Source organism: Methylorubrum podarium, assembly GCF_040270385.1.
Lineage (GTDB): Bacteria > Pseudomonadota > Alphaproteobacteria > Rhizobiales > Beijerinckiaceae > Methylobacterium > Methylobacterium podarium.
In genome coordinates this window covers 1-12,086 of the sequence record NZ_JBELQE010000022.1, presented here as the reverse complement: position 1 = coordinate 12,086, position 12,086 = coordinate 1, and the positions used below count along the sequence as shown (strand labels likewise).

The window sequence follows — 12,086 nt, the reverse complement described above, 5'->3', positions numbered from 1 at the left end:
TCCATGGCCCTGTCGAGTGGAGTCGGCCCGGCGACCGGAACCCCGGGGCGCGGGGATCAGCGCCAGGACTTGCGCGAGGACTTGCGCAAGGATCCCGCCGCGCGCCTGCGCCGCCTCGCGCGCAGCGCCGCCTCGCGCAGCTCGCGGGTCGGGCTGTTCGTCTACGCGCTGACCCTCGGCGGCCTCCTGGGCCTCGCCAGCGCCGACTACGCCACCAGCGGCGGCTATCCGTTCGGCGGGACGGGGATCGGAAGCTGGACCGCGTGGCCGCGGGCGGGCTCGCTCGACTCCGACCCCTATGCCCGCGCCGTCAACGCCCGCCGCGGCGACATTCCGCTCGCGGTCGGCGAGGGCATGCTGCTGACGGCGGCCAGCGACGATAGCGGGCGGACCCTGGACGCCACCTGCACCTATCGCCTCGCGGGCGTCACGCCCCCGGCCCGCGCCTGGACGATCACCGTGACCGGACGCGGCGCGCCCGCACCGGGGCAGGAGCCGGTGCGCACGGGCTTCACCTCCACCGAGATCCTGCGCGAGACCGACGGCCGCTTCGCGATCCTGCTCAGTCCCGAGGTTCAGGCGGGCAACTGGCTGCCGATGCCGCGGCCGAGCGGTCCGGTGCGGCTGGCGCTGCGCCTCTACGACACGCCGGTCGCCGCCAGCGTCGGCTCGCTCGACCGCGACAGCCTGCCGGCGATCGAGCGGATGGGGTGCGGTTCATGAGCCGGAGCGCCTTCCTCCTCGCCACCGCCTGCGGCCTCGTCATCGCCGGCATCGTCCACATCGCCACGGTGCTGGCGATCCCGCGCTTCTCCGAGGGCGACGCCTTCACCCGCGCCCGGGCGAGCGAGACCCTCGACCATCCCCTGCGCATCCACGGCCTCGCCGGCGGTCCGCCCGCCGCGGGCGGGGAATGGCTGCCCAATCCCGATCCGGCGGTCTCGGTCGGCGTCTGCTCCTACGATCTCGACGACGGGCCGATGCGGGTCTCGGCCCAGGCCGGTTCGCTGATGCTCTCGGTCTCGATGCACAGCCGCCGGGGCGCCTTCTACGCGGTCACCGATCAGGCAGCGGTGCGCGGCGGCCTCGATCTCGTGGTGATGACCCGCGCCCAGTACGACGAGGCGCTGGCCAACGACGTGGCCGGCGAGGTGACGCGCGACGTGCGCATCGTCGCCCCGGCCCGGCGCGGGTTCGCGGTGGTCCGGGTCATCGCCGCCCTTCCGAGCGAGCGCGCCGTGGCCGACGCCGCCGTGCAGGCGGTCTCCTGCACCATCGACAGCCCGGCCGAGCCGACCGGGGACGAGGCGGGGAACGGCAAGAGCTAGAGCTTCATCCCGAGAGGGGGCCGCCGGCTTTCGGGAAACGATGATGCTCTCGCGCCGATCAGGGTTTCGCCGCCGCGAGCGCCTGCGCCGTTTTGGCCGTGCGCACCAGTTGCAGGAAGTCGGCGCGGTAGCCGAAGGGGTCGTCGCCTCGGGCCGCGGAGGCGAGCCTCAGCACGTCATCGAGGGTGAACCGCCCGGTCCAGCGCCCGCCGCGCAGGATCTCGGCGAAGCCCGCGACCGCGGTGGCGAAGCGCGCATCCGCGTCCGCCTCCTCGAAACGCGACCGCTCGGCGTCGTCTGACACCGGAACCTCGATCAGCCGGCTCTCGGTCGCGGCGGGTTGCTTGTAGCGGATCTTCACGAAGGCGAGTTCTCCGGACGGCGCGGCGGAACCGGCTCCCTTGGCCGGAGCCGCGCCGTAGCGCAGCGGCGGCATCGTCGCCGGGCCGCCGACGGGCACGATCTCGTAGAGGGCGGTCGCCGTCTGGCCCGAGCCGACCTCGCCGGCATCGATCCGGTCATTCTCGAAATCGGCCCGTTCCAGCGCCCGGGTCTCGTAGCCGATCAGGCGGTACTCGGCGACGCGGGCGGGATTGAACTCGACCTGGATCTTCACGTCCTTGGCGATGGGGAAGAGCGTGGCGGAGGCTTCCTCCACCAGCACCTTGCGCGCCTCGTTCAGGGTGTCGATGTGGGCCGCGGTGCCGTTGCCGTTCTGGGCCAGCGCCTGCATCAGCGCATCGTTCAGGTTGCCTGTGCCGAAGCCGAGGACGGAGAGGAAGATGCCCTTCTCCCGCTCCCGCTCGACGAATCCCTTCAACTCCGTCCGGTCGGTGATGCCGACGTTGAAGTCGCCGTCGCTCGCGATCATCACCCGGTTGATCGCCGCGGGATCGCGATTGCGGGCGGCCAGCGCGTAGGCCTGGCGCAGGCCCTCGCCGCCGGCCGTCGCGCCGCCGGCCTCGAGCCCCTCGATGGCTGCGAGGATCTTTCCGCCCTCGCTCGCCGGGGTCGGCTCCAGCACCGTTCCCGCCTGCCCGGCATAGGCGACGATGGCGACACGGTCGTCCGCCGACAGGCTCGTCAGCAGCATCGCCAGCGACTGCTTGACGAGGGGCAGGCGGTTCGGCGCCGCCATCGAGCCCGACGTGTCGACGAGGAAGACGAGGTTGGCTTTCGGGCGCGCGGCCGGCGTCAGGGCGTAGCCCTTCACACCGATCCGCAGGATGCGGCGGCCCTCCGCCCAGGGGCTCGGGAAGACGCTGGCACTCACCGCGAACGGTTCGGCGGCGCTTGCCGGCACGGGGTAGTCGTAGGGGAAGTAGTTGATCAGCTCCTCGGGGCGCACCGCATCCGCCGGTGGCAGGACGTTGCGGGCGAGCGAGGCGCGCACGAAGCCGTAGGAGGCCGTGTCGACGTCGATCGCGAAGGTCGAGACCGGCGCCTCGCGCACCGTCCGGAAACCGGACTGAGGGGCTTGAGGAAAGACGTTCCGGCCGGCGGGTTCCGCGGATTGCGACGCCGCATCCGGCGACAGGCGAGAGCGGATTGGTGGAGACGGGGCACGTTCGGGCCCATCGAACCGGGAGGCCGAGAAGCGGAACCCCTGACTCAGCGTTATGGAGGACTGTTCGGAGGGAGCTTTCCGGGAGCCGGCACCGGACGGCGGCATCGGCGCGGGCGGAGTTATGGGCGCAGGCGCGGGCGGCGGGACGCGCGCCGGTTCCGCCGCATCGGATCGAGCCGGGGCCTGTTGCCGGGAGGGGAGCGAGGGGGCTTCCGGCAAGGCGAGCGATGCCTGCGGCGCGGTGCCGACGTCCTCACGCCGTTCGCGGGCGAGTTGCCACGCGAAGGGGCTCGCCACCGCGATGACGGCGGTCGCGGCGAGGGCGGTGCGGAGGCGGGGCATGGCGAACATCCTCGGAAGGCTGCGATGCCTCCTTGGACGCGCGGGCTCGGCCGATCCTTGGCGGCTGTCGTCGAAGCGCGCGAATGCCGCCGCCAGCGCCCGCTCGCGCGCGGCCGCCTCGGGCGGCGGGGCGGCGGGCAGGCGCGGCAATCCACCCTCGAAGATCGGGTCGGTTTCGGGCTCAGCCATGGCGCCGCTCTCCCTCGAAGCTCCGCTCGAATTCCCCCGCGAGACGGCGCCGCGCCTCGTGGATGCGCCAGGACACCGTCGCTTCCGCGATGCCGAGGGCGCGCCCGGCCTCGGCATGGGTCAGCCCCTCGCCCGCCACCAGAACCAGCGTCTCGCGCAGGCGCGGGTCGAGCCGGCCGAGCGCACTTTCGAGCCAGATCCGGCGATAGGGGTCCGTCTCTTCCGGCGCGGCCGCACGCATCAGGACGGCGAGACCCGCTTTCAGCCGCGCCAGGGTCGCCCCCCGGCGATACTGGTCGCGGCAGGCGTTGACGACGATGCCGGTCAGCCACGTGGTGACGCGGCACTCGCCGCGGAACCCGGCGAGGCGGTCCGCGAGTGTGCAGCAGACCTCCTGCACGATATCCTCGGCGTCCGTGCGCGACCCCGTCATCCGCCACGCGATGCGGTGCATCGCGTCATAATGCCGACGCAGCAGGAGCTCGAAGGCAGCCCGCTCGCCGGCCTGCGCCAGGGCGACCAGATGGGTGTCCGAGGGCTCGAGCGTCGCCTCGCCCGACGCGACCGCGTCGCCGGGGGACCGCGCGGATGGCCGTATCCTCATCGGCGGTCGTTCCCGTGGGGCCACGATCCACGCCACATTCCCGTCGCACGCCGCATGCCGTGAGGCCCTCGAAAACAAGCTCGGCCAGGAGCGGCGGCACGTCGAGCGCCCGCGAGCCGAGCCGAGTCATGTCACAGGCAACGGGGCCGCCGATGTCTGCGCGAGCACGCGGTGCCGATCGCCTCTTTGACGCGCCTCGGCGTCCCATCCTTTGAGGAGCCGCGGAAAATTTTTTCGGTTCGCCTCCGCGGGCGCGCCTTTCATGCGGAGGATTGCAAAAGCCATGCGCGTGGTTCGATTGTACCCACGACGATTTTTCTTTAGGGTCCGGGTCTTAGGTCTGTCGCAGGGATTTCACCGCGCGGCTGCCGTCGGCCACGATGTTTGTCGCGGGAGATGACAGAGCCGAGAGAGGCTGCTGCCTTCCGTGCAGGGGTCTTGTCCGAAGGCGTCGGCGGATCGCGGGGCGGTCCAACGATTCGCGAGGGCGGCTCGCCGTCCCCATATCTGCCGGTGTCGGACCCGTCCGCGGCTTCGAAGCGCCAGTGCGCCGAGCGCGCACCGAGGAAGAGTGTCATGAGTCAAACGGGCCGCGATGACCCGCAATCCTTGGACAACCAGCTCTGCTTCGCCGTCTACGCGGCGGCGCACGCCTTCGGTCGCGCCTATCGCAGCCTGCTGGCCCACCACGAGTTGACCTACCCGCAATATCTCGTGCTGCTGGTGCTGTGGGAGGAGGAGGGCCTTTCGGTCAAGGAGATCGGCAGCCGGCTGTTCCTCGATTCCGGCACCCTCACGCCGCTCCTCAAGCGCCTGGAGGCCTCGGGCCATGTCCGGCGCGCCCGCGACCGGCCGGACGAGCGGCAGGTCAGCATCTTCCTCACCGAGAAGGGGCGGGGTCTCAAGGGCAAGATGGACTGCCTGCCCCACACGGTGGGCGGCATGACCGGGATGACCCTCGACGAGCGGCGCGCGCTGCTCGACAGCCTCGCCCTGATGCGCGACGAGCTTCACGCCCGCGCCGGCACCACCGAGATGAGCGCGGCGAGTGTGCCCGCCTGACGGGCCTCCGTGATCGGACGCCGAAAACGAGAAAGCCGCCCCGAGGGGCGGCTTTCCGTTTGTCGTGGACGCGGCTCGAAGGAGCCGCACCGGCTCAGGACTTGGTCTTGAGGTAGGCGATGATGTCGTCGACCTTCTTCGGATCCTTGATGCCGGGGAAGACCATCTTGGTGCCGGGGATCATCTTCTTCGGGTCGGCGAGCCAGGTCTTCAGGTTGGCCTCGTCCCAGGTGATGCCGGACTTCTTCATCGCATCGGAGAAGGCGTAGCCATCCGCGCCCTCGCCGGCCTTCGCGCCGACGACGCCCTTGAGCGTCGGGCCGACGCCGTTCTTCTCGAAGTTGTGGCAGGCCTTGCAGGGGGCGAACGCCTTTTCGCCGGCGGCGGCATCGCCCTCGGCGTGGGCGGCGACGGGCAGGAGCAGCGCGAAGGCGGCGCCGAGGATGAGATGACGCATCGTTTTTTTCCTCCTTGGAACGGCCGGAGCCGCTTTGCTTATGGCAGAGCTTTTTGCCTTAGAACAGATATAGACTAAGCCGGGCACGCGTCCAGCCGAGGTCGCTTCACGAACGCGCTCATGCTCCTTTCGGTGGCTGCATAGGTCGGCGGGAACCGCCGTGCGTCTCGGGAATCTTTCCGCTAGGATGCGCGCTCGACGTCGTCCGGACGAACCTGAGACGCGGCGGCTGAAGCGGGGCTGAAGGCCGCGATCGGCGCCTGTGGATGGGCGGACGGCGGGCGCACCCTCTGCCGCGACCGGCCCGACAACGCGGCTCGAGCGCGGCTCGTGAGCGGGCGTCCGAACGACGACGCAAGAACCAGTTTCTGGAGGAGATGCCGGCCATGTCGATCGCCTTCCCCGCGCCGAACGCGGATGTCGTCGCCCGCCGTGAGGCGATCATCGAGGGCCTTTCCGCGCTGGTGGCGCCGGAGGCCCTGGTGACGACGGAGGACGAGCGCCGCGCGTTCGAGACCGACGGCCTCACCGCCTACCGCAAGATGCCGCTCGCCGTGGTGCTGCCCTCCACGACGCAGGAGGTCTCGGCGGTGATGGCCTTCTGCCACGCCAACGGCGTGCCCGTGGTGGCGCGCGGCGCCGGCACGTCGCTCGCGGGCGGCGCCATCGCCCAGGAGGACGCGATCATCCTCGGGGTGGGCAAGATGACGCGCATCCTCGATCTCGACTTCGCCAACCGCACGGCCCGGGTCGAGGCCGGCATCACCAACCTCGCGATCTCGGGCGCCGTGGCGCATGAGGGCTTCTTCTACGCCCCCGATCCGTCGAGCCAGCTCGCCTGCACCATCGCCGGCAACATCGCCATGAATTCCGGCGGGGCGCATTGCCTGAAATACGGGGTGACGACCAACAACCTGATGGGCGTGACGCTGGTCACCAACGACGGCACCGTGGTCGAGATCGGCGGCGCGCACCTCGATGCCCCCGGCTACGACCTGCTCGGCCTGATCTGCGGCTCGGAAGGGCAGCTCGGCATCGTCACCGAGGCCACCGTGCGCATCCTGCGGGCGGCGGAGGGCGCGCGCCCGGCCTTGGTCGGCTTCTCCTCGGTCGAGGATGCGGGCGCCTGCACCGCGGCGATCATCGCCGCCGGCATCATCCCCGTCGCCATCGAGTACATGGACCGCGAGGCGATCCTCATCACCGACGACTTCGCCAAGGCCGGCTACCCGCGCGACGCCGCGGCGATGCTGATCATCGAGGTCGAGGGGTCGGACGAGGAATGCGAGGACATGCTGGCCCGCATCGAGGCCATCGCCGCGCGCTTCAACCCCACCAGCATCCGCGTCTCGAAGTCGGAGGCCGAGTCCGCCGCGATCTGGAAGGGCCGCAAGTCCGCCTTCGGCGCCACGGGCCGCATCTCCGACTATATCTGCATGGACGGCACGATCCCCACCGGCCAGCTCGGCCACGTGCTGGAGCGCATCGAGGCGATCTGCGCCGAACAGGGGCTTCGCGTCGCCAACGTGTTCCATGCCGGCGACGGCAACCTGCACCCGCTGATCCTGTTCGACATCAACAAGCCCGGCGAGCTGCAGAAGGCGGAGGCCGCGGGCGACGCGATCCTCAAGCTCTGCGTCGAGGTCGGCGGCTGCCTCACCGGCGAACACGGCGTCGGCATCGAGAAGCGCGAGCTGATGCGCTTCCAGTACGCGCAAGCGGATCTCGAACAGCAGATGCGGGTGCGCAACGTGTTCGATCCGGCCTGGCTGATGAACCCGGCCAAGGTGTTCCCGCTCGAGGGCCGGGTGGCCGCCTGAGCCTCCGCGGAACGGATGCCGTCATCGCACGGTTGGCGTCTCACCCGATCGCATCGCGCGGAGCGACAGTGACCGCGGCGATGCGTCAACGAGAGGCTCACGCGATGAAGCATCCGATTCTGACTGCGGCCGTCCTCGCCCTCGGCGTTGCGGCCCTCGCCGGTCCGGCCGAGGCCAAGGGCTGCCTCAAGGGCGCCGTCGTCGGCGGTGCGGCGGGCAGCATGGCCGGCCACGGCAAGGCCGGCGCCGCCGCGGGCTGCGCCGTCGGCCACCACGAGGCCAACAAGAAGGACAAGGCCGGCGGACAGCAGGATCCGCAGCAGGGCCAGTCCCAGCCCAAGTAGGCTCGACCCAAGTCAGTCCAACCCAGGTAAGCCCCGCATATCCCGTGCCGCGCTACTTCTTCCACACCCGCATCGCCGCCGACACGCTCACCGACGAGGAGGGGGTGGAGTTGCGCGATGCCGATCAGGCGTGGCGGGTGGCGCGGGCGACGATCCGGGACAGTCTGGGAGACGAGGGCAGCGACCCCCGCCTCGTCGCGGCGATCCTCGTCGTCACCGACGAGGCCGGGGACGTGGTCCTGGAATTTCCCTTCGCCGAGGCGATCGCCGAGTCCGACGGTCCATCCGAGCCGGGGGAGGGGACGCTGCATTGAGCGGGTGGGCGGCCTGTCGCACCGTTTCCGGTTGATCACCTCGAGCATCGCACCCTCTCCTCCCCCTTGTGGGGAGGAGGCAGGAGGTGGGGGTGGTGCCGGATCGAGCGCGGCGGTGCCTCCTGCACCACCCCCACCCCGAACCCCTCCCCACAAGGGGGAGGGGACAGGCCGTGCCCTGACCGAAGCGACGAACCGGCAGCCGTATCATTCCTCCCGCCCGAGCGGCTCGCAGCGGAAGGCGCCGTAGCCGTTGCGCGCCAGGCGCTCGGCCAGAGCCGGCAGGAACAGCTCCGCCTCCGCCGCCAGCGTCCAGGGCGGGTTGATGACGACCAGGCCGGTGCCGGTGAGGCGTGCGGGATCGTCGGGCCGCTCGATCATCAGGTCGAGGCGCAGCGCCGGCCGCTCCAGCCCCGCATCGAGCGCGGCCGCCATGCGGTCGACTCCGGACACGTCCTTGATCGGGTACCAGCCGAGATAGATCCCGGTTGGCCATTTCCGCGCGGCTTTCAGCAGGCTCGCGCCGAGCCGGTCGATCTCGCCGCGCTCCTCGTAGGGCGGATCGATCAGCACGAGGCCGCGGCGCTCCGGCGGCGGGATCAGGGCGTTGAGCGCCGTCCAGCCGTCGAGATGCATCACCTTGGTGCGGGTATCGCTGGCGTAGCGGTGCGCCAGCGTCTGCGCGTCGGCCGGATGCAGCTCGACGAACACGCCCTTGTCGCCCGCGCGCAGGGATTCGCGGATGATGGCGGGCGAACCGGGATAGGTGGTCGCGCCGTGACGCGCCCGCACCGCGGCGACCGCCGCCCGGTAGGGGGCGAGCAGGGCCTCGACCTCCGGCGCGAACGGCGCGTCGAGCCGGCCGAAGCCGTCGTGCCATTCCCCGGTGCGCCCGGCCTCTTCCGCTTCGAGATCGTAGACGCCGAGGCCGGCATGGGTGTCGATGGCCCGGAACGGCTTCGGCTTGGCGGCGAGGTGTGCTAGCACGCGCACGAGCACGAGGTGCTTGAGCACGTCCGCGAAATTGCCGGCGTGGAAGGCGTGGCGGTAGTTCACCGGACGGCCGGGGACGCTGTCCGATCGTTGTCTCGGCGTGATCGGACCATGGTGGCAGCTTCCGTGTATCGAGGGGTCGGACGATGGGCGACCGGTCGGGTCCGGTGAGTCCCGCGCCGCCCGTCTGCGTCACCGAACTGACCGACCGCCGGACCATCGCCGTCGGGCCGGTGCCGGACCCGGAGCGGGTCCTCCGGCCCTCCTTCGACGGCCAGGACCCGACCGCCCTCCTGAAGCAGGTTCCGCATCGCGGCACAACCCTGCCGCCCAGGCTCGACGTGATCACGCTCCCCCGCGGCACCGTCTGGTTCGGCCCCGGCGTCGACGGGATCGCGCTCACCGCCGAGGGGCGGCCGGTGGCCGAGACCGCGATGTTCGCCCGCGGCGACGCGACCGTCCCGGCGGAGCGGCTGCGGCAGGCGATCGACATCGAGGAGGACTGGGTCACGGTCGTCGATTGCGGCTGGGACAACCACTACCACCTGCTCACGCTGGCGCTGCCGAAGCTTCCCTTCGCCCGCCGGCACCTGCCGGAGGCGGTGGTCGTCATCCCGGCCCGCCGGGCGGCCCCGGCGGCGGATGGCCGGCCGGCGATGCTCGACCAGTGTCTCGCCCTGGACCCGGATGGCGCGCGCGTCCGCCCCGTCGCGGACGGTCTCTATCGCCCGCGCAACCTCCACCTCATCTGGCCGAACCACCGGCAGGCCGCCGCCCTCCACCTGATCGACGGGGCCCTCGCTTATTTCGACACCCTCGCCCGGAGCGTGCCCCCCGCGCCGGGCCGGGGCGGTCCGCGGCGCATCTTCATCGAGCGCGTGCGCGACACGCGCCTCCTCGATCCACATGCCGTCCGCAGCCTCGACCGCCTTCTCGCCCGGCACGGCTTCGAGAAGGTCCGCCTGGAAGCCCTCGACATGGCCGGTCAGATCCGGCTGTTCGCCGGGGCGACGCACGTGGTGGCGGCCCACGGCGCGGGCCTGAGCAACATCGTCTTCGGCTCGCCCCGCCTGCGGGTGCTGGAACTGAACCTCGACCTCGACGGCGGCGGCACGCTCCGGCCCTGGTTCCTGCTCCTCGCGGCCGGCCGCGGGCAGCACTATCAATATCTGAACGCCTCGGCCTGCGAACTCGCCGACCTCACCCTCGGGCTCGCCTTCGACCGGCTGATGGGGACGCGTCGCCAGGCCGCACGGCTGCGGCTCCTCCGCCTGCGGGGACGCCTCGAGCGGACGATGTCACGCTGGACGGGCCGGGCCGGAGCCTGACCCGCTCACCTCACCGCGCCGCGTCGACCGACACCTCGCCGGCCCGGCAGTTCTGGCGCGCCACCTCGGGGCAGGGGTTGAAGCCGCGCAGATCCTTCGCGAAGCAGATCCGCACCTCCTGCAACTGCCCGCGGCGGCAGGTCACCGACATCATGTCCGGGCGCAGGCCCTTGTTGGCCATCACGAACTGACGCGCGATCTCGATCGGCGCGGCCCGCAGGTCGCCCTGCGGCTTCACGAAGGCGTCGGGGATCGTCACCGCCTCGCGGGCTGCCTTCACCGCCTTGAAATAGGCGACCGGATCGAGGCCGGAGCAGGTGCCGTGGGTGCGCCACTCGTGGCGGGCGAGCCCCTCGCTCGGGATAACCTCGCCCGCGGCCTCCACCGCGTTGCGGGTGAGCGGGCGCTCCACCGCCGAGCAGTTCGAGGGATAGCCGCGCTCGTATTGCGGCCAGAGCCCGTGCACCACGAAGCCGAGACCGCGGCCCGGAGCGCATTGCCCGTTGCGGTCCCGGCGTGCGCCCTCGCCGTCGCAATAGGTCGGCGACCAGGACAGCGACAGGACGTAGAAGTCGAAGCTGCCCGGCTCGCCGCCGCGTCGGAACCCTCCGAAATCCTGCGCCTGCGCGCCGGAGGCCAGAGTCAGGCCGAGGGCCAGGGCAGCGAGACGGCGGAGACGGGGCATCGCGGAGACTCGGGTCGGGACACCACCGGACGATGCCGCGCCCGGCCTGCAAGTCAAGCTTGTGCCGGGCAAGCTTGTGCCGGGAATGCGCCACGCGTTTCCCCGCGCCCGATCAGGGCCGGGCCATCCGGCAGGCGGTGGCGTAGGCGTAGGCGTTGTTGCGGTCGAGGCCGTGGACGCAGAAATCGACGCCCCAGGTCGAGCCGATGATGCCGAGGCTCTCGCGCACGGAGTAGTCGACCTTGCGCCGCACCCCGTCCGAGGTCGTGGCTAGCGCCGAGCAGTAGCGGCGCGGGATGAAGTCGACGCCGTAGGGTCGCCAGGCGGTGCGCTCGATCCGCTCGTAGGAGACGATCGTCAGCGACGAGTTCCAGAACTTCGCCTCCTTCTCGGCGAACTGGGTCGAGACCTTCTCGAGGACGTCGGTGTCCTGGCAGCCGGGAATGTCGGCGTCGTAGGGGAAGGTCTGCTCCTCGGCCGGCGAGATCTCCTCGCGGCCGGAGCGGGCCAGCGCCGGCAGCACGGAGGAGGCCGTGAAGAGGCCGAGCGCCAGGACGGCGAGGGGAAGGTTCGGGCGCATGCCGCTCTGATCCGCCTGTTGAGGGTGCCGCGGCGCGACCTCGGCCCGAGCAGGGCCTGGCGCGGCGGGCACCGGATGGCGAGAGACGATGCGCCGCGCTCGCTCCAAGTCAAGCTTGGACCGGGCGTGGGCGCCGCTTTTGGCCGGGCCTGGGGTGCGCCGGGCACACCCCGGAGGGCTCAGTAGATCGGCTCGTCCGGAGCGGGATCGGAGGCGTGGGGCGCGGCCAGCGACAGCGGCGCGTAGGCGGCGTCGTGCGCCGGGACCGGGGAGCGCGGCCCGGGGGGGGGGGGGGGGGGGGGGGGGGCGCGGGGGGCGGGGGGGGCGGGGGGGGGGGGGGGGGCGGGGGGGGGGGGGGGGGGGGGGGGCGGGGGGGGGGGGGGGGGGGGGGGGGGGGGGGGGGGGGGGGGGGGGGGGGCGGGGGGGGGGGGGGGGGGGCGGGGGGGGGGGGGGGGGGGGCGGGGCGGGGGGGG

At 71.8% G+C, this 12,086-nt stretch carries 13 protein-coding genes; 7 read left to right on the top strand and 6 right to left on the bottom strand.

What is annotated here, in order from left to right; genetic code table 11:
- Positions 1-3 precede the first annotated feature (3 nt).
- Positions 4-723, top strand: coding sequence for a DUF1214 domain-containing protein (locus ABS772_RS02875; RefSeq protein ID WP_350392026.1), 720 nt, complete (start codon positions 4-6; stop codon positions 721-723).
- A complete protein-coding gene (locus ABS772_RS02870) occupies positions 720-1,328 on the top strand; it encodes a DUF1254 domain-containing protein (protein ID WP_238254946.1) in 609 nt (202 codons plus the stop codon). The genes ABS772_RS02875 and ABS772_RS02870 overlap by 4 nt, the downstream gene beginning before the upstream one ends.
- Positions 1,329-1,386: 58 nt before the next feature.
- On the opposite strand, the gene ABS772_RS02865 is transcribed toward ABS772_RS02870, so the two are convergent.
- Both ABS772_RS02865 and ABS772_RS02860 read right to left on the bottom strand, forming a co-directional pair.
- On the bottom strand, positions 1,387-2,943 hold the full coding sequence (locus ABS772_RS02865; protein ID WP_407942956.1) for a vWA domain-containing protein: 1,557 nt from the start codon (positions 2,941-2,943) through the stop codon (positions 1,387-1,389).
- Between the two features lie 475 nt (positions 2,944-3,418).
- On the bottom strand, positions 3,419-4,030 hold the full coding sequence (locus ABS772_RS02860; protein WP_350392024.1) for an RNA polymerase sigma factor: 612 nt from the start codon (positions 4,028-4,030) through the stop codon (positions 3,419-3,421).
- 576 nt (positions 4,031-4,606) lie between these two features.
- On the opposite strand from ABS772_RS02860, the gene ABS772_RS02855 reads away from it, so the two are divergent.
- Positions 4,607-5,092 carry a MarR family winged helix-turn-helix transcriptional regulator gene (locus ABS772_RS02855; RefSeq protein ID WP_238258182.1) on the top strand — a complete coding sequence of 162 codons (486 nt, stop codon included), beginning with the start codon at positions 4,607-4,609 and terminating at the stop codon, positions 5,090-5,092.
- 94 nt (positions 5,093-5,186) lie between these two features.
- Here the strand turns inward: ABS772_RS02855 and ABS772_RS02850 are convergent, their stop codons facing one another.
- Complete coding sequence (locus tag ABS772_RS02850) at positions 5,187-5,549, bottom strand: c-type cytochrome (protein ID WP_238258184.1); 363 nt, start codon at positions 5,547-5,549, stop codon at positions 5,187-5,189.
- Positions 5,550-5,935: 386 nt separating this feature from the next.
- On the opposite strand from ABS772_RS02850, the gene ABS772_RS02845 reads away from it, so the two are divergent.
- The 3 genes from ABS772_RS02845 to ABS772_RS02835 all read left to right on the top strand — a co-directional run bounded on the left by ABS772_RS02845 (position 5,936) and on the right by ABS772_RS02835 (position 8,027).
- Positions 5,936-7,369 (top strand): FAD-linked oxidase C-terminal domain-containing protein, encoded by a 1,434-nt coding sequence (locus ABS772_RS02845; RefSeq protein ID WP_350392022.1) that lies wholly within the window; start codon positions 5,936-5,938, stop codon positions 7,367-7,369.
- A gap of 104 nt (positions 7,370-7,473) precedes the next feature.
- Positions 7,474-7,713, top strand: a complete 240-nt coding sequence (locus ABS772_RS02840) for a hypothetical protein (RefSeq protein WP_350392020.1) — start codon at positions 7,474-7,476, stop codon at positions 7,711-7,713.
- Between the two features lie 44 nt (positions 7,714-7,757).
- Positions 7,758-8,027 (top strand): DUF6894 family protein, encoded by a 270-nt coding sequence (locus tag ABS772_RS02835; protein WP_238255941.1) that lies wholly within the window; start codon positions 7,758-7,760, stop codon positions 8,025-8,027.
- 207 nt (positions 8,028-8,234) lie between these two features.
- On the opposite strand, the gene ABS772_RS02830 is transcribed toward ABS772_RS02835, so the two are convergent.
- Positions 8,235-9,083: a 23S rRNA (adenine(2030)-N(6))-methyltransferase RlmJ gene (locus ABS772_RS02830; RefSeq protein ID WP_350392017.1), complete on the bottom strand. Its 849-nt coding sequence runs from the start codon at positions 9,081-9,083 to the stop codon at positions 8,235-8,237.
- An 83-nt stretch (positions 9,084-9,166) separates the two neighbouring features.
- Here ABS772_RS02830 and ABS772_RS02825 point away from each other — a divergent pair, with 83 nt between their 5' ends.
- Complete coding sequence (locus tag ABS772_RS02825; RefSeq protein WP_350392016.1) at positions 9,167-10,348, top strand: glycosyltransferase family 61 protein; 1,182 nt, start codon at positions 9,167-9,169, stop codon at positions 10,346-10,348.
- A 10-nt stretch (positions 10,349-10,358) separates the two neighbouring features.
- On the opposite strand, the gene ABS772_RS02820 is transcribed toward ABS772_RS02825, so the two are convergent.
- Both ABS772_RS02820 and ABS772_RS02815 read right to left on the bottom strand, forming a co-directional pair.
- A complete protein-coding gene (locus ABS772_RS02820) occupies positions 10,359-11,033 on the bottom strand; it encodes a ribonuclease T2 (RefSeq protein ID WP_350392015.1) in 675 nt (224 codons plus the stop codon).
- Between the two features lie 112 nt (positions 11,034-11,145).
- Entirely contained in the window at positions 11,146-11,613 is a 468-nt protein-coding gene (locus tag ABS772_RS02815) for a hypothetical protein (RefSeq protein WP_096484048.1), read from the bottom strand.
- Between the last annotated feature and the right edge of the window lie 473 nt (positions 11,614-12,086).

What these genes read in the sequence shown, in the direction of transcription:
- ABS772_RS02875 (WP_350392026.1), top strand. Translation starts at nt 4, where the DNA reads ATGGCCCTGTCGAGTGGAGTCGGCCCGGCGACCGGAACCCCGGGGCGC.
- ABS772_RS02870 (WP_238254946.1), top strand. Translation starts at nt 720, where the DNA reads ATGAGCCGGAGCGCCTTCCTCCTCGCCACCGCCTGCGGCCTCGTCATC.
- ABS772_RS02860 (WP_350392024.1), bottom strand. Translation starts at nt 4,030, where the DNA reads ATGAGGATACGGCCATCCGCGCGGTCCCCCGGCGACGCGGTCGCGTCG.
- ABS772_RS02855 (WP_238258182.1), top strand. Translation starts at nt 4,607, where the DNA reads ATGAGTCAAACGGGCCGCGATGACCCGCAATCCTTGGACAACCAGCTC.
- ABS772_RS02850 (WP_238258184.1), bottom strand. Translation starts at nt 5,549, where the DNA reads ATGCGTCATCTCATCCTCGGCGCCGCCTTCGCGCTGCTCCTGCCCGTC.
- ABS772_RS02845 (WP_350392022.1), top strand. Translation starts at nt 5,936, where the DNA reads ATGTCGATCGCCTTCCCCGCGCCGAACGCGGATGTCGTCGCCCGCCGT.
- ABS772_RS02840 (WP_350392020.1), top strand. Translation starts at nt 7,474, where the DNA reads ATGAAGCATCCGATTCTGACTGCGGCCGTCCTCGCCCTCGGCGTTGCG.
- ABS772_RS02825 (WP_350392016.1), top strand. Translation starts at nt 9,167, where the DNA reads ATGGGCGACCGGTCGGGTCCGGTGAGTCCCGCGCCGCCCGTCTGCGTC.
- ABS772_RS02820 (WP_350392015.1), bottom strand. Translation starts at nt 11,033, where the DNA reads ATGCCCCGTCTCCGCCGTCTCGCTGCCCTGGCCCTCGGCCTGACTCTG.
- ABS772_RS02815 (WP_096484048.1), bottom strand. Translation starts at nt 11,613, where the DNA reads ATGCGCCCGAACCTTCCCCTCGCCGTCCTGGCGCTCGGCCTCTTCACG.